Annotated in this window: 25 protein-coding genes; 14 read left to right on the top strand and 11 right to left on the bottom strand. The window is 42.3% G+C overall.

Annotation, left to right across the window (positions count from 1 at the left end; all coding sequences use genetic code 11):
- Nucleotides 1–147: 147 nt before the first annotated feature.
- On the bottom strand, nucleotides 148–642 hold the full coding sequence (locus ACFQZJ_RS04660) for a YkgJ family cysteine cluster protein (protein ID WP_379932651.1): 495 nt from the start codon (nucleotides 640–642) through the stop codon (nucleotides 148–150).
- A 74-nt stretch (nucleotides 643–716) separates the two neighbouring features.
- On the opposite strand from ACFQZJ_RS04660, the gene ACFQZJ_RS04655 reads away from it, so the two are divergent.
- Nucleotides 717–1,430, top strand: coding sequence for a class I SAM-dependent methyltransferase (locus tag ACFQZJ_RS04655; protein WP_379932649.1), 714 nt, complete (start codon nucleotides 717–719; stop codon nucleotides 1,428–1,430).
- A 44-nt stretch (nucleotides 1,431–1,474) separates the two neighbouring features.
- Nucleotides 1,475–2,356 carry a hypothetical protein gene (locus ACFQZJ_RS04650; RefSeq protein ID WP_379932647.1) on the top strand — a complete coding sequence of 294 codons (882 nt, stop codon included), beginning with the start codon at nucleotides 1,475–1,477 and terminating at the stop codon, nucleotides 2,354–2,356.
- Nucleotides 2,357–2,548: 192 nt separating this feature from the next.
- On the opposite strand, the gene ACFQZJ_RS04645 is transcribed toward ACFQZJ_RS04650, so the two are convergent.
- On the bottom strand, nucleotides 2,549–3,181 hold the full coding sequence (locus tag ACFQZJ_RS04645) for a 7-carboxy-7-deazaguanine synthase QueE (RefSeq protein ID WP_379932646.1): 633 nt from the start codon (nucleotides 3,179–3,181) through the stop codon (nucleotides 2,549–2,551).
- 177 nt (nucleotides 3,182–3,358) lie between these two features.
- Here ACFQZJ_RS04645 and ACFQZJ_RS04640 point away from each other — a divergent pair, with 177 nt between their 5' ends.
- The 5 genes from ACFQZJ_RS04640 (at nucleotide 3,359) to ACFQZJ_RS04620 (ending at nucleotide 7,626) form a co-directional block, all read left to right on the top strand.
- Entirely contained in the window at nucleotides 3,359–4,864 is a 1,506-nt protein-coding gene (locus ACFQZJ_RS04640) for a helicase HerA-like domain-containing protein (protein WP_379932645.1), read from the top strand.
- 29 nt (nucleotides 4,865–4,893) lie between these two features.
- Complete coding sequence (locus ACFQZJ_RS04635) at nucleotides 4,894–5,448, top strand: hypothetical protein (protein WP_379932644.1); 555 nt, start codon at nucleotides 4,894–4,896, stop codon at nucleotides 5,446–5,448.
- Nucleotides 5,449–5,687: 239 nt separating this feature from the next.
- Nucleotides 5,688–6,053 (top strand): cupin domain-containing protein, encoded by a 366-nt coding sequence (locus ACFQZJ_RS04630; RefSeq protein WP_379932643.1) that lies wholly within the window; start codon nucleotides 5,688–5,690, stop codon nucleotides 6,051–6,053.
- Between the two features lie 276 nt (nucleotides 6,054–6,329).
- Entirely contained in the window at nucleotides 6,330–7,169 is an 840-nt protein-coding gene (locus ACFQZJ_RS04625) for an alpha/beta fold hydrolase (protein ID WP_379932642.1), read from the top strand.
- 31 nt (nucleotides 7,170–7,200) lie between these two features.
- A complete protein-coding gene (locus ACFQZJ_RS04620) occupies nucleotides 7,201–7,626 on the top strand; it encodes a VOC family protein (protein ID WP_379932641.1) in 426 nt (141 codons plus the stop codon).
- 153 nt (nucleotides 7,627–7,779) lie between these two features.
- Here the strand turns inward: ACFQZJ_RS04620 and ACFQZJ_RS04615 are convergent, their stop codons facing one another.
- The 3 genes from ACFQZJ_RS04615 to ACFQZJ_RS04605 are packed head-to-tail and all read right to left on the bottom strand — an operon-like array spanning nucleotide 7,780 to nucleotide 11,142.
- Nucleotides 7,780–8,751, bottom strand: coding sequence for an aldo/keto reductase (locus ACFQZJ_RS04615; protein WP_379932640.1), 972 nt, complete (start codon nucleotides 8,749–8,751; stop codon nucleotides 7,780–7,782).
- 36 nt (nucleotides 8,752–8,787) lie between these two features.
- On the bottom strand, nucleotides 8,788–9,408 hold the full coding sequence (locus ACFQZJ_RS04610) for a DUF2306 domain-containing protein (protein ID WP_379932639.1): 621 nt from the start codon (nucleotides 9,406–9,408) through the stop codon (nucleotides 8,788–8,790).
- A gap of 6 nt (nucleotides 9,409–9,414) precedes the next feature.
- Nucleotides 9,415–11,142 (bottom strand): alpha/beta hydrolase-fold protein, encoded by a 1,728-nt coding sequence (locus ACFQZJ_RS04605; RefSeq protein WP_379932638.1) that lies wholly within the window; start codon nucleotides 11,140–11,142, stop codon nucleotides 9,415–9,417.
- A gap of 106 nt (nucleotides 11,143–11,248) precedes the next feature.
- Here ACFQZJ_RS04605 and ACFQZJ_RS04600 point away from each other — a divergent pair, with 106 nt between their 5' ends.
- On the top strand, nucleotides 11,249–11,395 hold the full coding sequence (locus tag ACFQZJ_RS04600) for a hypothetical protein (protein ID WP_379932637.1): 147 nt from the start codon (nucleotides 11,249–11,251) through the stop codon (nucleotides 11,393–11,395).
- 299 nt (nucleotides 11,396–11,694) lie between these two features.
- Here the strand turns inward: ACFQZJ_RS04600 and ACFQZJ_RS04595 are convergent, their stop codons facing one another.
- The 4 genes from ACFQZJ_RS04595 to ACFQZJ_RS04580 all read right to left on the bottom strand — a co-directional run bounded on the left by ACFQZJ_RS04595 (nucleotide 11,695) and on the right by ACFQZJ_RS04580 (nucleotide 16,581).
- Nucleotides 11,695–12,579, bottom strand: coding sequence for a bifunctional 5,10-methylenetetrahydrofolate dehydrogenase/5,10-methenyltetrahydrofolate cyclohydrolase (locus ACFQZJ_RS04595; RefSeq protein WP_379932636.1), 885 nt, complete (start codon nucleotides 12,577–12,579; stop codon nucleotides 11,695–11,697).
- 205 nt (nucleotides 12,580–12,784) lie between these two features.
- Nucleotides 12,785–13,174, bottom strand: a complete 390-nt coding sequence (locus ACFQZJ_RS04590) for a four helix bundle protein (RefSeq protein WP_379932635.1) — start codon at nucleotides 13,172–13,174, stop codon at nucleotides 12,785–12,787.
- A gap of 84 nt (nucleotides 13,175–13,258) precedes the next feature.
- Complete coding sequence (gene ffh, locus ACFQZJ_RS04585) at nucleotides 13,259–14,587, bottom strand: signal recognition particle protein (RefSeq protein WP_379932634.1); 1,329 nt, start codon at nucleotides 14,585–14,587, stop codon at nucleotides 13,259–13,261.
- 233 nt (nucleotides 14,588–14,820) lie between these two features.
- On the bottom strand, nucleotides 14,821–16,581 hold the full coding sequence (locus ACFQZJ_RS04580) for a hypothetical protein (RefSeq protein WP_379932633.1): 1,761 nt from the start codon (nucleotides 16,579–16,581) through the stop codon (nucleotides 14,821–14,823).
- A gap of 114 nt (nucleotides 16,582–16,695) precedes the next feature.
- On the opposite strand from ACFQZJ_RS04580, the gene ACFQZJ_RS04575 reads away from it, so the two are divergent.
- The 3 genes from ACFQZJ_RS04575 (at nucleotide 16,696) to ACFQZJ_RS04565 (ending at nucleotide 21,071) form a co-directional block, all read left to right on the top strand.
- Nucleotides 16,696–17,202: an RNA polymerase sigma factor gene (locus tag ACFQZJ_RS04575; RefSeq protein ID WP_379932632.1), complete on the top strand. Its 507-nt coding sequence runs from the start codon at nucleotides 16,696–16,698 to the stop codon at nucleotides 17,200–17,202.
- Nucleotides 17,203–17,653: 451 nt separating this feature from the next.
- The gene (locus tag ACFQZJ_RS04570) at nucleotides 17,654–18,568 is read left to right on the top strand and encodes a FecR family protein (protein WP_379932631.1); all 915 of its coding nucleotides are present in this window, start codon (nucleotides 17,654–17,656) and stop codon (nucleotides 18,566–18,568) included.
- Complete coding sequence (locus tag ACFQZJ_RS04565; RefSeq protein WP_379932630.1) at nucleotides 18,546–21,071, top strand: TonB-dependent receptor; 2,526 nt, start codon at nucleotides 18,546–18,548, stop codon at nucleotides 21,069–21,071. The genes ACFQZJ_RS04570 and ACFQZJ_RS04565 overlap by 23 nt, the downstream gene beginning before the upstream one ends.
- An 89-nt stretch (nucleotides 21,072–21,160) precedes the next feature.
- Here ACFQZJ_RS04565 and ACFQZJ_RS04560 read toward each other — a convergent pair whose 3' ends face one another.
- Together ACFQZJ_RS04560 and argS are read right to left on the bottom strand one after the other, a co-directional pair.
- Nucleotides 21,161–21,958 carry a zinc-dependent peptidase gene (locus ACFQZJ_RS04560; protein WP_379932629.1) on the bottom strand — a complete coding sequence of 266 codons (798 nt, stop codon included), beginning with the start codon at nucleotides 21,956–21,958 and terminating at the stop codon, nucleotides 21,161–21,163.
- Nucleotides 21,959–21,973: 15 nt separating this feature from the next.
- Nucleotides 21,974–23,755 (bottom strand): arginine--tRNA ligase, encoded by a 1,782-nt coding sequence (gene argS / locus ACFQZJ_RS04555; protein ID WP_379932628.1) that lies wholly within the window; start codon nucleotides 23,753–23,755, stop codon nucleotides 21,974–21,976.
- A gap of 101 nt (nucleotides 23,756–23,856) precedes the next feature.
- On the opposite strand from argS, the gene ACFQZJ_RS04550 reads away from it, so the two are divergent.
- From ACFQZJ_RS04550 to ACFQZJ_RS04540, 3 genes are read left to right on the top strand one after another with little or no spacing between them, the layout of a single operon-like run.
- Nucleotides 23,857–24,282: a hypothetical protein gene (locus ACFQZJ_RS04550; protein ID WP_379932627.1), complete on the top strand. Its 426-nt coding sequence runs from the start codon at nucleotides 23,857–23,859 to the stop codon at nucleotides 24,280–24,282.
- Complete coding sequence (locus ACFQZJ_RS04545; RefSeq protein ID WP_379932625.1) at nucleotides 24,272–24,886, top strand: DUF1648 domain-containing protein; 615 nt, start codon at nucleotides 24,272–24,274, stop codon at nucleotides 24,884–24,886. Before ACFQZJ_RS04550 ends, ACFQZJ_RS04545 begins: the two co-directional genes overlap by 11 nt.
- Entirely contained in the window at nucleotides 24,883–26,319 is a 1,437-nt protein-coding gene (locus tag ACFQZJ_RS04540) for an SDR family oxidoreductase (protein WP_379932624.1), read from the top strand. The genes ACFQZJ_RS04545 and ACFQZJ_RS04540 overlap by 4 nt, the downstream gene beginning before the upstream one ends.
- Nucleotides 26,320–26,325: the final 6 nt, after the last annotated feature.

Here is a 26,325-nt window from a genome sequence, read left to right as displayed (position 1 = left end):
ACAATGAGGAGACCTGTCAGGTTTCAGAAACCCGGCAGGTCTTAATATTGGTTAAAAACATAGCCTACATTCCCCTATGAAATATATAAAAACCCAACTTAGAGCAGCCAATACTATTTGGGCATGAACAAACTTGAAACCTTGAACCTAAATCCCTATTCGCTTTTTCATTTCTTCTACAATATTGAAAGCCGCCGGACAGATTGCGACGTTTTTCATGGTAAGATGACTGATCTGCTGGAATTTTTTACGGTCTGTATGCGGAAACTCTTTGCACGCCTTGGGCCGCACATCATAAATGGAGCAAAAGTTATCCGTTCCCAAAAATGCGCAGGGTACCTGCTGTAATACGTAGTCGTTTTCCTCGTCCAGTCGTAAATACGTATCAATGAACTTCTGCGGTTTTAACCGAACGTGTTTTGCGATACGTTCAATATCGGCATTGGTAAAAAGTGGTCCCGTCGTTTTGCAGCAATTGGCACAGGTTAGGCAATCGGTGCGCTCAAATTCGTCTTCATGCAATTCCTGCATCAGGTAATCCAAGTTCTTGGGCGGCTTCTTTTTTAGTTTGGCAAAGAACTTCTTGTTTTCGGTGGCTTTCTCCTTGGCTTTTAAGGGTAATTCCGCTACTATTTTTTCCATTGGATAAAAGTTTCGGTCCAAAACTAGGGAAGTCGTTCTAAAAAAAGGGATTTTTGTAGCATAAAACCATCAACTTGGAAAAAGATATACTGGGTACCGCTTTATTGGATTTCCATAACGGAAACTACGCAGAGGATATCATCACGTATTCGTCCTTGGATGAAAAAGACACCCTACCCCTGCCCTACCTTTTTAGAGCGTACGCTCAAATGCCCGAACTTGAAAAAAAAGCGCTTGCACTTTGCAAAGGTACTGTTCTCGATATCGGTTGTGGTGCCGGTAGCCATGCTTTATACCTGCAAGAACAAGGATTTGATGTAACCTGTCTGGACCAATCCAAAGGAGCAATAGCGGTCTGTAAAGCCCGTGGCATCAAAAATTTACACGAAGGAAGCCTTTTAGAGGCAGACTTAGGCACTTTTGATACGCTTCTTTTACTTATGAACGGTATTGGTATTGCCGGACAGTTAAAGCATATCGACCTAGTTTTTAACCGATTAAAATCACTTTTAAACCAAAATGGACAAATTCTCTTAGACTCAAGCGATATTATGTATATGTTTGAACTGGACGATGATGGCGGTTATTGGATTCCTGAAGATACGCCCTACTACGGGGAAGTGCGCTTTACCATGGAATACAAAAAACAAAAAAGCAACGAATTTAGCTGGCTCTATTTGGATTTTAATACCTTACAGCGCGCGGCCGACTTTAACGGACTTTCTTGCGAACTGCTATTTGAAGGGAACCATTATGAGTATTTGGCCAGATTAAGCCTAAAAGGATAATACAGGGCATAGTTTTTGTGCCTTTCTGTTTTAAAAAAATGACTATGAAGAATTTCGAACGTTTGCTTCTTTTTGCTTTTTGCACCCTACTTCTGGCATGCTCTGCTACTGATACCAACGGAGAGGACGAGCCTAAAGTAGTTGACAGAACAGCAAACCTAAAAACCACAGGAGACTCTGCAAACGATATTCTTTCCAATGCCAATTTTGATAAAATGTTGATCGAGATCGGTTATGTTAGGGGTTTTAAACCTACCGAAACAGCTATTTCGCAGTTTACGGATTTCCTAAGGCAACACACCTTTAAACAAGATATAGAAATCAAGTACCTGGAACTAGATTCCCCTGAGGAAGAAGATTTGGAATTGCAGAAAATAGCAGATCTGGAAAAAGAGAACCGTACCGCCTACAACGATGGTAGGACTTTGGCCATTTACATCTATTTTGCCGATGCCCCATCGGAAGGGGACGACATGTCCGAAGGCCTGGTAACCGTAGGCGCCGTATACCGAAACACCTCCATGATCATCTACAAGGATACTATCATACGCCTGGCCGCACAAAGTTCCTTAATATCGGTTGCCGATGTAGAGTCGGCCACTTTGAACCACGAATTCGGCCATCTGTTCGGATTGGTAAATTTGGGTACGGAAATGGTAAATCCGCATGAATCGGAATCGGAAAACGAGGACGGAGAGTTGGTGGGCAACAGCCATTGCAGCATAGCCGGTTGCCTCATGCGTTCGGAGCTTCAATTGGGCAGAGCCACAGGAAAGAGCAAAGTGGTAAAAAACGGACCAAAAGCTATCTGTAATTTATCTGGCACTACAGTGGTTCGGATGTTACGATCCAAAAGCGGAAAAGGAAACACCGTTGCCCTGGGAGCAGAATGTGTTCGGGACCTTGGAGCCAACGGGGGTAGGTAGGGAAATAAAGAGATAAAGCTCACAGCTTTAAGAAATAAAGGCTCCTATACTTGGTGGATAACAAAGGGAATCCTGCGATTCGTATTCGAAAAGTGTACTAACGATACCCAAGGGTAACCAACCTCATCTTTTGCTATGGAACATCCATAAGGCTAGGGTCTTCCCGATTGGCAAAAGACAGCAACCCCGTTTCTAAGGAATATTCAAATATTTATGAGTCTGCAAGGACACCTTCCATTTTGGGTTTTTCATCACGTAGTCCACGATCATGGGCGTTACCTTATCTCGAACACTCCACTCCGGCTGTAGGTATAAAATACAATCCGCATTGGTTTGTGCGGCCTGTTCTTCGGCAAAAATGAAGTCGTGCTTGTTATAGACGATTACTTTAAGTTCGTGTGCCTCCTCATAAATTCTACCTTCGGGTAGTTTGTTCTTTTTTGGGGAAAGACATATCCAATCCCAAGTACCGCTTAATGTATACGCCCCCGAGGTCTCTATGTGCGTTTTTAGCTGCTTTGCTTTTAAGGCAGATGTCAAGGGCTCCATATCCCACATCAGGGGCTCTCCACCGGTTACTACAATAGTGTCCGAATACTTTGCCGCATTTTCTACAATCCTATCAATGTTAGTTGGCGGATGCGTATCGGCATTCCAACTTTCCTTTACATCACACCAATGGCATCCTACATCACATCCGCCAACACGTATAAAATAAGCAGCCGTTCCTTTATGAAAACCTTCGCCCTGTATGGTATAAAAATCTTCCATAAGCGGAAGCATTATCCCCTTATCCACTAGGGCAAGTACCTCTTGTTTTTCCATCGGGCAAAGATACGCATAACAATTTCTAAAACTCAAAATCTACCCATTGCTATTATATACGAAACAGTATTGAGCCCCAGGCATATAAAACCTACTGTTAATTACAATTTAATAACCCCTACAAAAATGTGAAGGCACATTGCCCAAAATCTTCTATTTTTATAGAAAATAAACCAAATGACTACCAAAGAGGATTTCTTTGCACATATTGAAAAAGGATACACTACAAAGGGTGATTATATAACTATGGGCGCCGCCATGTTGGATCAGGAAGCCGTTACCGATGCCCTGGTAAAAATACCTCTAAAAACCCTTAACCGCCATGGGCTTATTGCCGGAGCTACCGGAACAGGAAAGACAAAGACCTTACAAGTTTTGGCCGAAAACCTTTCCGACAAAGGGATTCCCGTACTCTTGATGGATTTGAAAGGAGATTTAAGCGGTTTGGCACAACCCAGTCCCGGTCATCCAAAGATTGATGAACGCCATGGGAAAATAGGGGTTCCTTTTGAAGCGAAAAGCTTTCCGGTAGAGATCCTTTCCCTTTCCGAACAGGACGGGGTAAAAATGCGTGCAACCGTTTCCGAGTTTGGCCCTACCCTACTATCCCGTATTTTGGACCTTACGGAAACCCAAGAAGGTATCGTTGCCGTTGTCTTTAAATATTGTGACGATAACAAGTTACCCTTATTGGATCTTAAGGATTTCAAAAAAGTGCTGCAGTACGCTACCGGTGCCGGAAAAGCGGAATTCACCAAGGATTACGGACGCATCTCTACCAGTTCTACCGGTACCATTCTCAGAAAAATAATTGAACTGGAACAACAAGGTGCCGACCTGTTCTTTGGAGAAAAGTCCTTTGACGTAGACGACCTTACCCGGATAGATGAAAATGGTAGAGGCTACATCAATATCTTGCGATTGACCGATATCCAAGATCGACCCAAATTGTTTTCGACCTTTATGCTAAGCCTATTGGCCGAAATCTATGATAGCTTTCCAGAACAAGGAGACAGCGACAGACCGGAACTTATTCTATTTATAGACGAGGCGCACCTCATTTTCAAAGAGGCGTCCAAAGCTTTGTTGGATCAAATAGAAAGCATTGTAAAACTGATACGTTCCAAAGGGATAGGGCTCTACTTTGTTACCCAAAACCCGACCGATGTGCCCAATGAAGTATTGGCCCAATTAGGTCTTAAAGTACAACACGCATTACGCGCATTTACCGCTAGGGATAGAAAGGCCATTAAACTAACCGCGGAAAACTACCCTATTTCGGAATTTTACAATACCAAAGAAGTGCTTACCTCTTTGGGTATAGGAGAGGCGCTAATTTCTGCCTTGGACGAAAAAGGGAGACCCACACCACTTGCGGCAACGCTATTACGAGCACCTATGAGCCGCATGGACGTTCTAACCGAAAAAGAACTCAACGAGGTCATCGGAAAATCGGTGCTCGTAAAAAAATACGGGGAGGTCATTGACCGTGAAAGTGCCTACGAAATCTTAAACGAAAAAATTGAAAAAGCGGAAGCCTTGGCCGAAAAGGAGAAAGCCAGACCTGCCAAACGAAGAACAAGCTCCCGTACCAGTACGCGAATGAATCCCGTTATAAAAGTACTTACCAGCGCCACGTTTATTAGAGGAGTATTAGGGGTACTTAAAAAAGTTATGCGCTAAGTAATAAACCAAAACATAGAATACGCTTAATGAAATCGATCAAAACAATCATCCTTGTTTTTTCTGCCCTAATTGCCACACAATGCCAAGAAGAAAAAGACCCTAATTTTTTAATAACCTCCAACAGTATCGGAAAACTTGAAAAGGAAAGCTTAGCCCGGGACCTTGAACTTATTTATGCCAATGACTCCTTGGTCATGGATACCGTAAAACTGAACTTTGGTGCCGGAGCAAGTAAAATAAAGGTATATGATAAAGGTGGCTCCCACTTATTAACCCTTACGCCCAACTCTGATAGTATTCCAACGGTTCAAAACGTACTAATAAACGATTCACGTTTTGCCACATCTAACGGAATCACCATCAATAGCACATTTAAAGACATCAAAGAAAAATTCAAGATCCGAAAAATAATTACATCAATAAACAACGTCGTTGTGCTTCTTAAGGACAGTGACATTTACTTTACCATAGATAAGGAGGAGCTACCTGCCAGCCTTCGGTATAGTGCCAATACCAGCGTAGAAGAGGTACAAATCCCCGATGCCGCTAAAATCAAGTACATGATGGTGGGCTGGGATTGATGTTGGATGTTGGATGTTAGCTTATTTAGTCTGGTGCAAACAGGGCTAAGCGCATCTTTAGGCGGAGGGGAACACATTTCAGATATTATGAATACAGCTTAACGAGACAAAGTATTCTTTTCCGTGTGAAAGCCATACGGAGTTAAATCCATATTTAACAAGTGGCGGAAAATTAGTTTTTACTGCGAAATATTGACCCATAGGCACACTATCATGTATTATTTTAACGCTTCTAAACCATGAGCAGAAACTACTACCTACAAAAATCCCCTTTTATCGTTCCAACCGATGACGACAAATATATTGCCGAACATGTGGGCAAGGCAACGGATGGCAACGACAAGCTTAGCATTGCACACATGGTGGCACCACCAGGATGGAGCGAACCCGCCCAAACTCCAGAATTTGACGAGTACACCTTGGTGGTCAAAGGAAGGAAAAAGGTGGTTGTAGATGGCGATACCATTATTCTAAATGCTGGCGAATCCATTAAAATCTGTAGGAGCACAACCGTACACTATTCTAATCCGTTCGGGGAACCTTGTGAGTATGTTTCCGTATGTACGCCCGCCTTTAGTTTGGAAAAGGCGCATAGGGAAGTTTAAGGGAATATGTACATTAGAAATACTACTGCCGCTCCAAGCTGAAAAAGAATACGATCTTTACACATCTTTTTTCTAGTTCACTGTAGCTATGCTGCTCAAAACTCAAGAAAAAGCCAGTACACCTTAGCCTTCAAATGACCTCTAAAAAAAAGTGAAAATTGCACTGTAGGGTCATTGCCACGGCTATATACAAGCCTTAAATTCACAAATACCAAGGGATTTTTAATTCGGTTCTTACGAATGAAAAGCTTTCAGTATTTTTGCGCCCATCGTACTATGAAAAAACAACTTACCAAAACCATCCCCAAACTTTATGGGCTCTACTTAAACGTATATGCCCTGTTCCTACCGCAGCAAGCGGCCAAAAAGGCCTTCCTTATTTTCTCCAAAGTAAGAAAAGGAAGGGTGTTGCCCCATCAAAAAGACTACTTGGATGCGGCAAAGGACAAACAGCTAAAGGTTGCGGGAAACACCATACAGACCTACCGTTGGCAAGGCAGCAAAGAAACGGTAGTCTTGGCACATGGCTGGGAAAGCAATGCTTGGCGTTGGCATAAACTTATAGACAAACTCCAAGCGCTAGACTTTAACGTCATCGCTTTTGATGCGCCCGCCCATGGCTATTCTACCGGAACACACATGAACGTTCCCGAATATGCACAAACGCTGCAAGCGGTACTAACCACCTACGGGCCCAAACATGTTGTAGGCCACTCCGTGGGCGGTATGACGGCCTTATACAATGAGTACCTTAATCCCTCACCAACATTACAAAAGATGGTAACCGTTGGTTCACCGTCCGAATATCATGAAATCATCACCCATTTTAAGGAATTACTTAGTTTCAACAACCGGGTTTCCCGTGCCCTAAGAAGTTATATTTTAAATCGCTTTGGTTTTACAGAAAAGGATTTTTCCTCCCCGAGATTTGTACGGACCAACACTAAAAAAGGCCTGCTGTTCCATGACCGTTTGGACACCATTACGCCCTATCATTCCTCTGAACAAGTGCATGCCGCTTGGCAGGGCAGTACTTTTATTACCACAGAGGGACTGGGGCACTCCATGCACCAAGATGAGGTAAACGATCAGATCGTTGCTTTTTTAGCATCTTAAAATGATGTAATTTTATAAAAAAGAAAAAACAATGTCTACCGTAACTCCGTTTCATATTGCCATACCCGTTCACAACCTTGCGGAATGTAGAACCTTTTACCGGGAAATCTTAAACTGCGAGGAAGGCCGTAGCAGCGACCATTGGGTCGATTTTAACTTGTTCGGCCATCAGTTGGTGATTCATTACAAACCAAAAGCCGAAGAAACAAACCTTCATAGCAATCCCGTAGACGGGAAGGATGTTCCCGTGCCCCATTACGGCGTTGTCCTCCCTTGGGACACCTTCGAAAATTTCTCGGCAGAACTTCGGGATAAGGGCGTCCAATTCGTTATTGAACCCTACGTTCGCTTTAAGGGTGAGGTTGGAGAGCAGGCTACGATGTTCTTTTTGGACCCTGCTGGAAATGCGCTCGAATTTAAGGCTTTTAGGGACATGGGACAGTTGTTTGCGAAGTAGCAACTTCCCTATAAGGTTCATAAGGCGATCTAGCAATCTTTATACCAAAACGCTGTAGCGCAGGGATGCGTCAGATGTGAAAGCCGCAGTCGTAATGACCAAACTCATCAACAAGGATTCATCGGATTGCCATGCTGCGTTCGCAATGACCAATTACTGCGACCATGAAGTTGGCACCCTATCCCAGCGGTGCTTTAACAGCTCCTCGTACAACTCCATTGACAAATGGTTACCATCGCTTGTTGCGGTATTGGCCAGTACATTACGTTGCTTTCGCATACCCGGTATGGTCGTACTCACATTATCGTTCATCAAAATAAATCGCAAGGCCATTTCTGCCATGGTCATCCCCTCTGGAATCAGTGGTCGTAAAGCGTCTGCATGTTCTACGGAGGAAATCAAGTTTTCCGGCACAAAATACGTGCCTCTCCAATCTCCTTCGGGAAAGGTAGTTTCTTTGGTTATCGTCCCTGTCAAGGTTCCTTCATCAAAAGGTACTCTGGCTATAGTGGCGATATCCATTTCTGCACATAAGGGGAAAAGCTTATCAATGGGCGCTTGGTCAAAGATGTTATAGATGACCTGTACGGCATCCAATACTCCCGTTTTTAGGGCTTTGATACCGTTTTCGGGCTCCCATCGGTTCATACTTATGCCCATGGCGGCAATTTTACCGGAGGTCTTTAGGTCTTCAACGGCGCGTTGCCACTCCTCCCTGTCGCTCCAGCCATCGTCCCAAGTATGAAACTGCATGAGGTCTAGTTGTTCGGCGCCTAAATTTTTTAAAGTCTTATGGGTAAATTCCATAATGTGTTCCGTTGGATAGGAATCTTCAAAGGCATACTCCGATTTTGCAGGCCACTGAAAATTTTTGGGCGGAATTTTACTGGCCGTGTAGAGTTTCTTTGACGGATGTCTTCGAACCAATTCGCCCAATAATTCTTCACTATGGCCTTCGCCATAACCCCAGGCGGTATCAAAAAAGTTGACACCATTTTCCACGGCCAAATCTAGGGATTTCGCGGATTGGACATCATCACTGGCGGTCCAACCGGCCATGCCCCACATGCCATATCCTATTTCACTTACCTGCCAATTCGTACGTCCAAATCTTCTGTATTTCATTTTACGATATTACGTATTAATTCTTCCTTTTAAACTTCAACCCAATTGCAAACCTTTTTTGCGAACCCAAAAATAGGCGAAAATCACGTTTGGTACCCAGCACAACCAAGCTACCACCCGGTAAGCGGAAACAAAATCACCGAACGCTATACTTAATAAGGGCAACCATATACGCAATGTTACCGCTGCAAAACACAGGGCATAGCTATAGACCATATACCCTTGATGCAACTCAATATCACCTTTTCGAACCGCTTGGTAGGCCATAATGGTAGTGAACAACCAGAATATGCCCAAAGCAATAAAACCAACGGACGAAACAAAACCCCCGGTAGCGTAGAATCCAATATAGACACCACAAATGCCACTTACGATTACAGACAACACATAAATTTTACCCACAAGCCGATGTGCATCCAAATAACGGGTTCTCAATTTCCTACTAAACTGTACCCAACCAACGAGCAAAGCGATACCCCCAAAAATAATATGACCGTAAAAACCTATATTCCAGAATACGTTGGACAGTAGGGATTCATCCTTTGACGCCAAAAGGCCAAATTCGCGGTCCACAAAAAGATACAGCAAAGGATACAGGCCAATGGCAATGGCCAAAGCGACAAAAACAAACCAAGCAACCTTATTCCTGTTGTTCATACGCTCCTATTTGTACCTCCAACTGGTTAAATCCGCTCCCTTTGGTGCACTTTCCGAGATGCGTTTCATAATCTTGGGTACATACATGCTGTTATACCTAAGTCGGGATATCGCATTAGGAAGTTCCGGGTCGCCGTTCCAACAATGTTCGGCCCTATCACCATATAAAACCTCGCCTCCATAATAGGGCTCGGTCGTATTTTCCAAAAAGTCCTCCATTAAGTACACGGCGTTGTTCAAATAAAAATTGTCCATATCACCGCAATAGATATGTATTTTACCTTCTAGGCTCTTCCCTAATTTCTCCCAATCCCGTTCCAAAATATGACGCAGATCGAAGTTTTCCTTCCAATACTCGGCCACGGAATGGTCTATGTCCCCGGTCATCTTGTCCCAAATCCGAACCGGATAGCCATCTTCACCTTGCGGTGAGTAGGTAGCCTCCCAAATATCCCATTGCTGACCAGAACGCGACTTATCTCCCAAAACCAATTCCAAATGATTGCCTTGGCGCAGGGTAGAACTTATGTTTCCCAAATAATCCCGGTGTGCAGGTACTTCTAATTTCTTGTGCGCACTATCGTAATAATAAGCATTGGCATCTTCATAAATATTGGTAAGTGTGTAAGCCCTAAAGTCTATAGGATCGGGACAAGCCGCAAAACAGCCATTGTATTCCTCCGGATATTTTACCTGTACCGCCAAGGCTTCCCAACCCCCGGTAGAGCCGCCGTACAAAAATCTCGCCCACCCTTCTCCAAGGCCTCTGAACTCTTTTTCTATATGTGGAATAAGTTCGTAGGTGATTGCATCGCCATAGGGCCCTTGATTCGCGGAATTTACCGCATACGAATCATCATAATACGGGGTTGGGTGCTGTATTTGAATAATGATCATCCTCGGAAAATCGGGTTCGTTCCACCGTTGATAAAAGTCATACGCCTCTTGCTGCTGAATGATATTATACCCTTCCAAATTGAAACGTTCGGAATATTCTGGCTCCATATTTGAATCTGGAGGCGTTGTTCTAAACCCACCAAAATCACTTGGGAAATGTCCGTGAAAGACCATTAACGGGTATTTCGCTACCGGATGTTCGTCAAATCCTTTAGGCAATAGCACATGTGCTCCTAAATACATATCCCTTCCCCAAAATTCGGATAGTTTTTCCGATTTTATCTTGATGTGTTTGACCCATTCCGTATCCTCAGGTTCTTCAATAGACGGAATTATTTGATCCATAACAACCTCAACATTGGCGATACCATTATCCGCCACCCTAATCTTAAATGGTTTGCTGTACAAATTTCCGGGAGACCGCTGCCATTGTTGTCCTTCGCCATTATCCATAGGCAATTTTACAGTGTGGCCGGTAGACAGGTTAAAGGTCTCGTATACATGTAAAAGGGCCTGTACATTATATTCGCCGGGCGGTACTTCTGCCAGACTGGCAAAGGGATAGCCAAACACGGAATCGTCAAAGGTAATAGCGGCCCCGGGTGCCATTGCATCTACATTCATTCCAAAAACCAATTGACCGTTTAGTCCGTCATTAATCTGAAAACGGGGCTCTTTTTCATCATTGTTGGAGAGCATCAGTAGGAGCCGGCCATCTTTGGGCACATTGCTAGCATCTACAGAAAAAGAAACATTGACGGAGCTAGCGGACTTCAATCTTTCTTTACAGGATTGCAATAGCCCTACAAAGAGGAACAATAAGAGGATTTTTTTCATGGTTGGTAATATTTCCAAAAAGATACACTATTGCCAAATAGAATCAAATACCAAAACAGCTCTTTTTTCGTTATGGTAAAAGTCTCAATCACAAAATAATAGCGCAATGAAAAGACTTATACTCTCCCTTCTTCTAACCATGGGTTTTATCGCCCTTAGCAGTTGTGACTACGATGATAGCAATGATATTGACTTCATAACACCAAACGACTCTACTGCAACAGGTATGGTTGAAACTGAATTACCAGAGTAATCAGGGGATTTCAGGATTTATTGGTTGACAACCTAGGGTTCATGACTAATGTATTGGCCTCATTATTAATACATGGCCCGAGCAGTTTCAGAGCTGTGCATTCGTACTAAACCCAGTTTTTGAAATCGAGGCTTGGGCTTTCAACCCCTCCGATTTTTCTACAATAAAGTAGAAAAACCACCTCCCCTCGTCTGAGGGGAGGAACCTTTGACTTTTTCAATATTTTCAGCTATCGTACCCCTTTTTTATTGTACGTTCGAGTATTATGTTCTCCGCCGCAGACGGATTAGGAGGTTTTTCTATTCGCGATTACGATGGCGCTCCCTTGCCAACAAGGTATTCTTTAACAACATGGCGATGGTCATAGGCCCTACCCCTCCAGGAACTGGTGTAATGAACGATGCTTTTTTACTTACATTTTCAAAGTCGACATCTCCCGTAATATAATACCCTTTAGGTTTGGAATCATCTGGAACCCTGGTAATACCTACATCGATGACCACGGCGTCATCCTTGACCATTTCTGCTTTTAGGAAATTAGGCACTCCTAGTGCGGAAATAACGATATCCGCTTGGGAAATAATCTGAGTTATATTTTTTGTGTGACTGTGGGTCAAGGTAACGGTGGAATTTCCGGGCCATCCTTTTCTACCCATCAAAATACTCATGGGCCGTCCTACGATATGGCTTCTACCGATAACCACGGTATGTTTTCCCTTGGTATCTACCTTATAACGCTCCAACAACTCCAAAATACCGAAGGGAGTAGCGGGAATAAATGTGCTCATATCCAAGGCCATTTTACCAAAGTTGGTAGGATGGAATCCGTCTACATCCTTATCCGGATGTACGGCCATGATCACTTTTTGGGTGTCTATTTGTTTAGGAAGCGGCAATTGAACAATAAAGCCATCTATGTTGCTGTCCTCGTTCAGCTCCTTTATTTTTTTTAACAGTTCTTGCTCGGATGTGGTGCTTGGCATTTGAACCAGGGTAGATTCGAACCCTACGCGTTCACAAGATCGGACCTTGCTGCCCACATAAGTTAAACTAGCACCATCGTTCCCAACGATAACCGCTGCCAAATGCGGTACCTTCTCCCCGTTCGCCTTCATCTTGGCCACCTCGGCGGCAATTTCTTCCTTTATTTGATTGGATACTTTTTTTCCGTCTAACAATTCCATGTTCAAGGTTTAAAGTTTAATGTTCAAGGTTTAAAGTTCAAAGGTTCAATGTTCAATAAAAACAGAAAAATGGGACGGACTCCTATAAAAAATGACGCTTGTTTACCATAAAAAATATAGCATGCCCTTTTCATTAATTCATCCATTTAATTTGGTAACCTCCCCCCTCTTTTTATGCTTTTCCGCATAAGGACTTTAACGGACATTAATCAAACTTTGACCCCTTATATTCTGATTTTTTAAGATAGTGCATGAATGAACTTATTTTTTTACTTTCTAATTGCAAGATTTTAATTTGAGCATTAAATGTGGACTTATCAATATAGCCTCTGTCGAGTGCCCTATAAAATTGAGACCTCAATTCACCGCAAGATCCTTTAGAGATACTTAAAAACTGTCTAAATTCCTTATTGCCACTTCTCTCAAAACCCTCAGCAATATTATCCATTATTGAGCCAGAAGATCTATCCATTTGATTTCTTAATGCATAATTACCGTTCAACTCCGTAGTCTCGATAATATGATAGACATTGACACAGATTTTGCGAGCTAATTGCCATATTTCCATGTCCTCAAATTTTTCGATTTTGGCCATTTTACTATATTCTCAATACGAACCTTGAACTTCCCTTCCTTCTTTCAGGAGAAAAACATTGAACCTTAAACTTGGAACCCGCACCTACTTCATATTCTGCATCATCTGCATCATTTTTTTACCGCCACCTCCTTGCATCATCTTCATCATTTTACTCATCTGGTCGAACTGTTTCAGCAATTGGTTTACATCCTTTACATCCCTTCCACTGCCTTTGGCGATACGCTTTTTCCTATTGGCGTTCAATTTTGAGGGATTGGAACGCTCGTCCGGCGTCATGCTGTAAATAATAGCCTCTATATGCTTAAAGGCATCATCATCTATATCCAAACCTTTTAATGCCTTTCCGGCACCGGGAATCATACCCATAAGGTCCTTCATGTTCCCCATTTTTTTGATCTGCTGTATCTGGCTCAGGAAATCGTCAAAACCGAATTTGTTCTTGGCGATCTTCTTTTGAATTTTACGGGCTTCCTCTTCATCGAACTGCTCTTGGGCACGCTCTACCAAGGAAATTACATCTCCCATGCCCAGAATACGGTCTGCCATACGGGATGGATAGAAGATATCTATGGCCTCCATCTTTTCGCCCGTACCAATGAACTTTATAGGCTTATCTACAACCGATTTTATGGAAATAGCGGCGCCACCACGGGTATCACCATCCAATTTGGTTAATATAACTCCATCAAAATTCAGAATATCGTTAAACGCTTTTGCGGTGTTTACCGCATCTTGTCCCGTCATGGCATCTACAACGAACAGGGTTTCCTGTGGGTCTATAGCCTTATGAATATCGGATATTTCCGTCATCATCCTTTCGTCTACGGCCAAACGACCGGCGGTATCTATGATCACCACATTATGACCATCCGATTTCGCCTTGGCAATACCTGCTTTTGCAATCGCGACCGGATCTGTATTTTCCCTATCGGAATACACGGGCACACCGATTTGTTCGCCCACTACATGTAATTGATCAATTGCCGCAGGGCGGTATACATCACAGGCGACCAACAAAGGATTCTTTGATTTTTTGGATTTTAAGAAATTTGCCAGTTTACCCGAAAACGTGGTCTTACCGGAACCCTGAAGTCCCGACATTAAAATGACCGAAGGATTGCCGGATAGATTTATTCCCTCGGATTCCCCACCCATAAGCTGGGTAAGCTCGTCCTTAACGATCTTGACCATTAACTGACCTGGCTGTAACGTCGTTAGTACATCCTGGCCCAATGCCTTTTCCTTTACCCTATTGGTAAACTCCTTGGCAATCTTAAAGTTGACATCGGCATCTAATAGTGCCCTACGAACCTCCTTCGTGGTCTCCGCTACATTGATTTCCGTGATTTGCCCGTGTCCTTTTAGGACATGAAGGGCTTTATCTAACTTTTCGCTTAAATTATCAAACATATATTTTGCAATTTTGAAGGGAATGCAAATTTAACAATATCAACGGTAAGTAGGTAAAATGAAGCTCAAAATCTAAAAAACAAAAGAGCACCCATAAAACATGAGCGCTCTTTCTACGGTTGTGGGGCAAAAAAGGTATTACAATTTCATAGCAATTTTTAGTTTTAAAACTCCATCACCACCGCCAACGAGGCCCAACTCTTTACTGTTGGCGGTGTATATTTGGATGTTTATCATCGTTCTAATATTAGTTTATCGTAGCCTCCACCATCGTTTTGATGTTTGAGTTCCAAGCGATTTTCAGCTATATCCAGTAGAACATAGTCATTGGCCAAGGGCAAGTAATTACTACCCGGAGAAAAGGCAATTATAAGTTCTAGCTTAAACTCAGCGTTTCTGTAGGCAAACCAGATTCCGGTACTGTATACTTCCCCGTTTAAACTTCTCACCTCCAAGCTGCCATTCCTATCCATATATAAAGCAACATCGTCGTACATCTGGGTGGTATCGTCACCATTTTCCTCTGCATAGGCAATTTTCCATTCGGTTTCGTTGAAAATAGTGGTCAAAAAACCTACGTCCTTGTCCTCCTCATCCTGGGCTTCACAATCCCTTACAAGTATTATCTCGTATCGCGTACCCTCTATGTTAAATTGCAACCGCCTATCTTCAAGATCACTGAGCAACCACTCGAAACTAACACTAGGCTCCTCTCCCATTACAATGGCCATGACCAAACGCCCTTCTTGGTTGGTGGTTATCTCCCAGGCCCCTTCGGAAACTGTTTCCCTATTGCTCAAAGTTACCACGCCATCTGGCTTGAATTGAAATTCGTACCCAAGCAACCTGTTGATCTGACTGCCATTGTTCTTTACCCGTTTTATAATCCAGCTACATTCTATTAACAATGCCCTAAGGTTATCCGGACTATTGGAATAAATATCACAAGCGCTATGCATTATGATTCGGTTTTCCGGACTTTCGTACAGTTTAATTTTTCCTTCACCTATGTCATAGATCAACCACTCTAGATTAAAATCAACCAAGGTATCAAAGTTAAGTTGTACCAAAATCCCTTTATCCGAAACGCTAGTTCCCCATGACCCGTTTAAGTCCGCATCGTCTCCGTTTCTGACCGTTACGGTTCCATCGGTAGCAAAATTCATCAGATACCCAACATACTGCTCGGTTTGCAACCGGCCATCTCTTTTCACTTCACGAACAAACCAAGGACATTCCGTTAAATAGTTGTTTAAACGTTCCTTATCAAAATCATCGTCGTTGTAATCGTCATCATCATCCTCGTCACAAGCATCCCTTGCGCCCTCTAGTGTTCTTGTTAGTTCTTCATTACTATTCACTTCAATAGAGGTACCATCGTACAGTTTTAAGGAAATGGGAAAGTCCACACTAGCCAAGTCACCTTCCTTTAAACCACTAAAAAATAGTCTTAAATCCTTATCGTTTTCCGCTACAATACTTCCTGTTTGTTCTAAGTCCACATCAAAAGTGAACAAGGTAATCGGATATATAAAGTCAATACATTCGATATCTTCATCGGCTCCGCCTTCGGTACATTCCGCCGCCAATTTTCTAAACTCTTCCAAGCCGTTTAACGCTATTTCCGTAAAATCGGCCTGGGTTATGGTAATGGGAAAAATGATTTCCAAAATATTCTCATCGTCTTGGGCAGCATCAAAAACCTGCTCGATCACTTGTAAATCCTCCAAACTATCTATAATAACATCCAAGCCGTTTACAGTTACCGTATAGGGGAATTTTATATCGATACAACTGGCGCCATCAACAATATTATCAAAAGAACCGTCTTTGGTGGCCGTATTTTTCATTAAGGTGGCCGTAACGGAACTTAAGGTGATGGCAGTGGTTTCCTCGCTAAGTGTAACTTCTTCAAACTCGTCTTGACAAGAAAGAAGTGTTATGGTTAAAAATAAAAACGGCAGATAGGTCGTAACACGTTGAAACTTTTTCATATCAATTTGGATATTTATCCGTTATTCGTTCTTAAAACAACGCATTTTAAAAATACCCTACTTTTTGTATTCCGTTTTTTTAAAATACCTTTAGTGGCAATCCAAGTTTTCTAAATGGCAGAACAAGAGCATGTGTGCGAGGAAAAGGTGTACGCAGGTATTTTCAAGACCAATTCCAAAACGATTTTCAACCATATTTTTTATAAGTATGGCAATGAGGAAAAGGCACACGATGCCGTACAGGAAGCTTTTATGAAGCTCTGGGAAAACTGTGCCAAGGTACCACCCACAAAAGCAAAGTCTTTTTTATATACCGTGGCAAACAACCTGTACTTGAATGTTTTAAAGGCCGAGAAAGTCCGCTTGAAGTATGCGGACAAAAGTTTAAAGACCACGAACGAGAATCCGGAGTTTCTAATGGAGGAGGGCCAGTTCAAGGAAAAACTGGATGCCGCTCTGAACAGCTTACCGGAAAACCAACGGGCTACATTTTTAATGAACAGAATAGACGGATTAAAGTATGCCGAAATTGCTCAACTAGAAGGTGTAAGCGTTAAAGCAATAGAAAAACGCATGCACTTGGCGCTAAAAAGTCTTAGGGAAAAAATTGATGGAATCTAAAAGTTGGTAGTTGAAAAAATGAAATTGGACAAAAGAAACAAGACACAGGACACAGGACACAGGACACAGGACCTTAGAAAAGGAAAAAACGATTGTTATTTTTGATTTTACGATTTAAAACAGGGAGCCTTTATCTGCGGGATACTTGTTTATCCTTTTCACAATGAAGTCATTTAAACTTTTTCCGTTAGCTAAAAAATTGCTCTTTTTCGCCCATTTTTTGTCTTTTTTTCTTTCCATAGCTATGCTATGCAACTCAAAAAAGCCTTCAAATGGTCATAAAATTTCTAATTTTCGCTTGAACGTGAAAAGTTTAAACCACTTCAATTACTGAATACTGAATACTGATTACTCAATACTCATTACTTTTTACTGATTACTGATTACTGATTACTGAACAAAGTAGGGTTTTTAGAAGAACAATTGTTATTAACGTATAAGACAAAAAGGAATGCAAGAAGATTACTTGGCAAAATGGCTCAATAATGAGCTAACGGAGGCAGAACTTTCGGAGTTTAAAAAGTCCGATACCTATGCTACGTATTTAAAAATAAAGGAAACTACGGCAACCATGGAGGCACCTGATTTTGATGCGGATGAGGCATGGAAACAACTAGAAACTAAGCGTACACAAGAGGAACCCAAACTACTTACGTTATCGCCGTTCAAATCCTTTCTTAGGGTTGCAGCCGCAGCGGTACTGGTTTTGGGAGCTGCTTTCATGTACTTGAACTCATTGGATACCACTGTTAGCACCCAGTACGCCGAAAATAAAGAAATTGTTTTACCCGATACGTCAGAAGTAAGATTAAATGCAGCATCTACCTTATCCTACGATGATAAAAACTGGGACGAAAACCGAACGCTTAGCCTACAGGGAGAAGCTTTTTTTAAAGTTGCCAAAGGAAAGACCTTTACCGTAACCACGGATCAGGGTACCGTTACCGTGCTAGGAACGCAGTTTAACGTAAAGAACAGGGAGAATTTTTTTGAAGTCACCTGCTACGAAGGCTTGGTCAGTGTCCTCTACCAGGGACAGGAAACCAAGGTACCTGCCGGAAACTCCATTATAGCGATCAACGGCAATCTATCAAAAAATAGCGCACCCATAAACGGAGAACCCTCATGGCTTCGAAACGAAAGTAGTTTTCAAAGTATTCCCCTAAAATATGTGTTGGCCGAGTTCGAAAGACAACATAATATCAATGTAGACAGTAAAGGTATAGACGCAAATATGCTGTTCACGGGAACATTTAGCAACACCGACACGGACCTTGCGCTTAAAAGCATTAGTATTCCGCTACAAATTAGCTTTACCTTAGAGGGGAATAATGTGCAATTCTATGAGGAAAACGCACCTGAATAAACTTTCTTTCTTTCTTTTATGCATAAGTCTTTTACTTCCGCTAGGAAAAGGCCTTGGTCAAGAACAGCCCAAGAAGACCATGGGCATTATTCAACTTATCAAAGAACTGGAAGAAAGCCATCGGATTAAATTTTCATATTTGGATACGGTGCTTTCAGGTATTGAACTGGAAAAACCTAATGAAGTTGATTTGGATGCCATATTGGCCCAGATTCAACAGCGTACCCCGCTTATTATTAAAAAAGTAAGCGATAGGTATTATAGTATATCCCAAAAGAACAGGATTACCATCTGTGCACGCGTCCTTGATAATTTCCAAAAGAATACGATACCCGGAGCTACGATACAGGTATTGGGGAGCTCCAAATCCATTATTACCGATTTGGAGGGTAATTTTTCCCTGTCGGATATACCAAGAACTGCCACCATACAGATCAACCATATCGGTTTTAAAACACGCTTTGTCCCTGCCGAAAAACTGATACAACAACCCTGTAGCGTGGTGGCAATGGTGCAAAGTTATCAGGAACTTGAGGAAGTCGTTGTTTATAAATTCCTTACCGAAGGACTAACCAAATTAACGGATGGCAGCATAGAACTTAACACGGGTGGTTTCGGAATCCTTCCCGGCCTTAGCGAACCGGATATCCTACAGACCATACAAGCCCTACCCGGTATAAAAAGCGTGGACGAAACGGTGTCCGATATCAACATAAGAGGAGGTACCAACGACCAAAACCTGATCTTATGGGACGGCATCAAAATGTACCAGTCCGGACATTTTTTTGGGTTGATATCGGCCTTCAACCCATACCTAACGGATAAGGTAACGGTCATAAAAAATGGATCCAGTGCGCGCTACGGAGACGGTGTTAGCGGTGTGCTGGATATGCGCACCAAAAACACCATAACGAACAATTTCTTTGGCGGTGCCGGATTTAACTTGATAAGTGGGGACGCCTACGGCCAGGTTGCACTAACCGATAATTTGGCCCTGCAGTTTTCCGGTAGGCGCTCCCACACGGATTTTATCGACACCCCTACGTATACTACCTTTTCCCAAAAAGCATTTCAGGATACCGATGTACAGGCAGATAGCGATTTTTACTTTTATGATTTTACCGGAAAGGTATTGTATGATTTCAACCCGTACCATCGCCTACGCATAAGCTTGATCCATATTAAAAACAATTTGGACTATGAGGAAAGTGATCTGGACGGCAGCCCAACCAACCTCAGCTATTTGGATCAAACCAACCTTTCTTTCGGTGGCATATTGGAAAGCGATTGGACTACAAATTTTTCTACCCGGCTAAGCGTGTACCACACCAAGTATCAATTAAACGCGTTGAGCATTTCCAATGAAGCCAGACAACGCCTTGTTCAAAACAATCTCGTTATTGAAAAAAGTGCCAAACTGAACACAACCCTACAACTAAGCGAGGACTTAAAATGGGATAATGGCTACCATCTTACAGAAACGGGAATAGCGAATAGAACCGAACTGAACGAACCGGAATTCCTGAGCAATAGTAAAGGGGTAATCTACAACCAGGCCCTCTATTCCGAACTAAGTTACCGATCTCCAAACCAAAAACTGGCGGCCAAGGCCGGTGGCCGATTGAACTACATACAAAACCCGGATACTTTTGATGAAGCGATTTTAGAGCCCAGACTAAATGTAAGCTACACCTTGGCGCCCTTTTTTAAAACCGAAATTTTGGGAGAGTTTAAAAGTCAGACCACGAACCAAATTATAGATCTGGAACAAAACTTTTTAGGTATAGAAAAACGGAGGTGGGTGCTGGCAGATGGCAACCGTTTGCCCATTACCAGAAGTAAGCAGGGCTCTTGGGGCGTAAACTATGATCAAAATAGTTTTTATGCCGGGATAGAGGCCTTTTACAAAGAGGTAGATGGCATTAATGTACGTACACAAGGCTTCCAGAACCAAAACCAATTTAACGGGGAAGTAGGAAGCTATGCCATAAAGGGCATCGAACTTCTTCTGAACAAAAAGACAGACACCTACAGTATCTGGCTCAGCTATACCTATAATCAGAACGACTATAGCTTCAACACACTGGTTCCAAGCTCTTTCCCCAACAATCTGGACGTGAGGCATACTGCTACCCTAGCAGGAAACTACACCTACAAACAGCTTAAATTGGGACTTGGTTTTAACTACCGTTCCGGACGACCGTTTACCCTACCAGATGCCATTAATCCTGTTGATAATACGGTCGTACCCAACCAAATCGTTTACCAGGCACCTAATACAGAAAGGCTAGCCGAATATTTTAGGGCAGATTTTTCGGCGATTTATGACTTTTCTATAACGGATAACATAAAAGCATCGGCAGGAGTATCGGTGCTTAACTTTACCAATAGAAGAAATAATCTGAATACCTTTTTTAGATTGAATGATGCCGATACACTAGAACGAGTGGAACGGCTTTCTTTAGGGGTAACCCCAAATGCGAGTTTTAGAATTCGCTTTTAACCTGTAGCCCCATATTCTCCAAAAAGCGAACCCTTGACCAACTGCGATTCCGTATATAGCCCTACCTAAAAAAGGTTAAAAAAAACCTTTTAGGGCAGTCTATAAAATCCCATATTAAGCATCGCTCTTACCATTTTGAACAGTTGTGGAAAATGATGTTCAAACGTCTTTGGGGTTTCAATGAAACTTTCTAACGCCACGGCAAAAAACTCGTGTACATTCGTTTTACCATAGGCCCTAAAATAGCCGCTTGCCTCCCATTTTGCCAGAAAATGGCCGTCGGACAATACCCGTTTCATTCTCTGCATTCCAAAAATAAAAAAGAAAGACCTCACATTTAATTTATTTACCACGTTAAAGCTTAGGGCATGGGCGAACTCGTGCACGGCTAAGTTGATATTATCATTAGGAATCCTGAATCCTTTTACCAACTGCTCGGCCGAAAAAATAATGGTCTTTAGTCCCCGGTTGTATTCACCGTAATGGTCCCGTTTGGTTATCGCAGAATAATATTTGGATGGATATACAATGATTTTTTCAATGGATAAAATTAAAAAATCTGCCATACCCAAAGTCAGCATAGCACCTGTGGCGGAAAGTAACAATCTAATTTTGGCTACTTCCTTTACATCGTTATGAAAGTGTATTTGCTTGCGATGCCTAAAACGAACTACCCTTTTCTCGAACTTTTTTTTAATTGGACCGTTAAGCGTATTATAAAACGGGGGGTACTCCTCAATTGTTCTTTTTTCTTTTTCCGTTAATGGTAGAATATGAACAAATGGATTAAGAAAGAATAAATCCAAGGTATAGTAAACGATGTACAAAAAGTATCCAAAAATGGAAACCAAGCAACCGATCGCAAAAATATCGACTAAAATTTCCATTTCTATCTTTCTATCCTACATCCGCTCAGGAACTGAAATTCCCAAGAGCCTAAGAGCGGTTTGGATGACCTCCCCAACCTTTTGGGACAATTGTACTCGAAGTACTTTCTTCTGTTCATCCGTTTCCCCCAAAATGGAAACCTGCTGGTACAGGGAGTTAAATTCGCGCACCAGGTCATAGGTATAGTTCGCGATTACGGCCGGACTATAATTCTCGGCCGCCAATTGAACGGTATCCGGAAAAATCTGTAATTGCTTGATCAGCTCCTTTTCCTTGGAATGTAATTCGCCTATGTTTACTTGGCTTTGCCATTGCACACCCGTGTCCTTGGCTTTTCTTAAAATGGATTGTATCCTTGCATAGGTATATTGAATAAATGGCCCGGTATTTCCCTGAAAATCTACCGATTCCTCTGGGTCAAATAAAATCCGCTTCTTCGGGTCTACTTTTAAGATATAGTATTTTAAGGCACCCAAACCTATCATCTTATAGAGCGATTGCTTCTCTTCATCGGAGTACCCCTCCAATTTTCCCAAATCCTCTGAAATAGCTTTAGCCGTCTGTGTCATTTCTTCCATAAGGTCATCGGCATCCACAACGGTTCCTTCCCTACTCTTCATTTTACCGCTAGGGAGGTCTACCATGCCATAGCTTAGGTGGTATAGCTTATCGGCCCATGAAAAACCTAGTTTCTTAAGAATCAGAAATAGCACTTTAAAATGGTAATCCTGTTCGTTGCCTACGGTATAGACCATCCCATTGATATCCGGATGATTTTTTACCCTTTGTATGGCCGTACCAATGTCTTGGGTCATGTAGACCGCGGTACCATCGGACCGTAAGACAATTTTTTCGTCCAGTCCATCCTCGGTCAAATCTATCCAAACACTACCATCTTCCTTTTTATAAAACACCCCCCGTTGCAATCCGTCCGCAACCACATCCTTTCCCAACAAATAGGTATCACTTTCGTAGAGATAGGAGTCAAAATCAACTCCCAGGTTCTTGTACGTAATATCAAAACCTTCGTACACCCAGCCGTTCATTTTTTTCCACAAGGTCACGACTTCTTCATCACCAGCCTCCCATTTTAAAAGCATTTGCTGGGCAGCTAACAGAATGGGGGCTTCTTTTTCGGCTATTTTTTTATCCACTCCTTCTTTGACCATGGCAGCAACCTCGTCCTTGTATGCCTTATCAAAAGCTACGTAGTAATTACCAACCAGTTTATCCCCTTTCAGCCCCGTACTTTCCGGGGTTTCCCCATTCCCAAAACGCTGCCACGCCAACATGCTTTTACAGATATGGATACCACGATCGTTAATGATCTGGGTTTTGTAGACCTTTTTCCCGGAGGCCTTTAAAATTTCGGCCACGGAATATCCTAACAAGTTATTCCGAATATGACCCAGATGTAAGGGCTTATTGGTATTAGGCGAGGAATACTCTACCAATACCGCATCATCGGAAGGTGGTACGAGTCCGTAAGAAGAGTTGCCTAGTATCGTATTAAAAAAATCGAGATAGTAAGCATCGGAAAAAACCAAGTTTAAAAACCCCTTGACCACGTTAAAATCCGTAATCATTTCCAGTTCCTTTTTTAAATAAGTGCCTACCTGTTCACCTATTTGCACCGGGTTACCCTTTACATGTCTAAGCATAGGAAAAACGACCACGGTAACATCGCCTTCAAAATCCTTTCTCGTAGGTTGAAACTCGACTGTAGGTAAGTTTACGTCATAGATATTGCCAATGGCCTCGATTACTTTTTTCTCTAGTACTTCCTGAATCTTCATACGTGGGTAATTAAGGGTGCAAAACTAATCATTTTTACACTTATCCCTCCACAACCCGCAGTTTCCATTTCCCTTTTATTAACTTTAAAGAAAAATGCCAAATGTTAGTAAACGTATCCTATAACAATAAAGCGATAACTGAAAAAGTCGATGAGGCGGTAGGGAAACCCTTCACTTTAAAAGAACGATGGAAAATGGGGGGTATTGGTTCGCCAAAGCTCATTATTACGGAAACCAGCGTAGAAATTAGAAACCTGCTTATTTTGGACAACAACAGGGATACCTGTAATATAGAAATTAGACCTAAAGGCATTATCGTTCGGTTCAGGTCTCTTTTAGAAACTTTTGCCCTTGTTATTCCCTATTACAAACTCACTATTTATAAAGGACAGGCATCGGTCTACTCCGTATACAGAGATAATTACTTTATAAAGGTGGAATCGGATACCAAAGCAGTACAAAAGTTCTTTTCTCGGATACTAGGATATAAGGCCGATAACGCCCCTACTTCTATTGATGATTTGTAAGAAGCTGGATGCTGGATGCTGGATGCTGGATGCTGGATGCTGGATGCTGGATGCTGGATGCTGGATGCTGGATGCTGGAAAAATAACTTTCATGTTTAGAAAACAACCCAAAATTGAGGTAAAACCTACTAAAACCGACCGTTTATTGATGCGGATCGGATGTATACTGGTTGGATTGCATTTTATCGTGATAGGTGTTTTTTACTTTGACTTACCGAACACCATACCTACCCACTTTAATTTAAAAGGTGAGGCCGATGGTTTTGGTAGTAAAATGAACCTCTGGGCGCTCCCAATTTTAAGCTTGGGAACGTTTTATGCGCTATGGTTGCTGACCATACGCATGAAACCATGGAATTATAACTACCCTACCCAAGTAACAGAAAAAAACGCAACGGCTCTTTATGCACTTTCTATCCGGATGCTGGTATGGCTAAATATGGGTACCGTACTGGTATTTCTAGTAATTAGCCTACATAGTATTTTAATAGCGCTAAGGGTACAATGGATCAACCTCAGCTGGTTTATTATATTCCTATTGATATTCCTAACACTTTACCCCTTTATCATAATAGTTAAAATGTTCCAAATCCCCAAAACATGAAGATTCTCCTTACCGGTGCCAATGGCTATATAGGAATGCGACTGCTGCCACAATTACTGGAGGCCGGACACGAAGTGGTGTGTGCGGTTAGGGATGCGGACCGACTCTCGGTAGATGCCGAAACACGAAAGCACATACAGGTTGTAGAAATAGACTTTTTAAAGGAAGTACAACCAAGCCTATTACCAAAAGATCTGGATGCCGCCTACTTCCTTATCCATTCCATGAGTACCTCCACCACGGATTTTGACGAACTAGAAGCCAAAACGGCTACCACTTTCAATGCTTATGTGGCAAAAACGAATATAAAACAGGTGATATACCTCAGCGGAATCGTCAACGATGCCAACCTATCCAAACACCTTTGGTCACGTAAAAACGTAGAAGAAATTCTATACAAGGGGGATTTTAGCTTGACCGTATTAAGAGCGGGGATTATCGTAGGTTCAGGAAGTTCCTCGTTTGAAATTATACGAGATCTGTGCGAAAAACTACCCTTTATGATTACCCCGAAATGGGTCCTCACCAAAACACAGCCCATCGCCATCCGAGATGTCATTCATTTTCTTACCGGTGTTCTAGGCAATGAAGCCACCTATAACGATTCGTTTGACATTGCGGGTCCGAATGTGCTTACCTACAAGGAAATGTTGCACCAATATGCTAGGGCGAGAGGTTTTAAAAACTGGATCTATACCGTTCCTGTAATGACTCCCAAACTATCCTCTTATTGGTTATACTTTGTTACGTCTACCTCCTATACCTTGGCGCTTAATCTTGTAGATAGCATGAGAATCGAGGTAGTTGCCAAAGACCAACGATTGGCTAAACTTTTAGGAATGACACCACATACCTACAGAGAAGCCTTGGACATGGCTTTTGTGAAAATAGAACAGAACCTTGTGGTAAGCAGTTGGAAGGACAGTATGATAAGCGGTCGTTTTAACAAAAATCTGGAAAAATACATACAGGTTCCAAAATTTGGCGTGCTACGGGACATACAGACCCTAAGCATAGAGGATCCCAAACAGGTTCTGGAAAATATTTGGAAAATTGGTGGGGAAAACGGCTGGTACTACGGGAATTGGTTGTGGAAAATACGTGGTTTTTTAGATAAATTGATCGGTGGTGTGGGGCTACGGCGCGGAAGAACCCATCCCAATAAAATATATGCCGGAGATGCCCTTGATTTTTGGCGCGTACTCTTAGCCGATAAAAAAGGAAGGCGATTGTTGCTTTTCGCCGAAATGAAACTTCCCGGAGAAGCTTGGCTGGAATTCCGTATCGATAATAACAACGTATTGCACCAAACCGCAACCTTTAGACCCAGAGGTTTACGAGGTAGGTTGTATTGGTACAGTATTGTACCTCTCCACTATTTTATTTTTGGCGGGATGATCCGGAATATTGCCAAGTCCAGAAACAAGGTCTAATAAGCC

This window comes from Maribacter chungangensis, from assembly GCF_042676845.1.
Lineage (GTDB): Bacteria > Bacteroidota > Bacteroidia > Flavobacteriales > Flavobacteriaceae > Maribacter > Maribacter chungangensis.
Note: the sequence above shows the minus strand (reverse complement) of the source record. Positions and strands in the feature narration are given on the sequence as shown.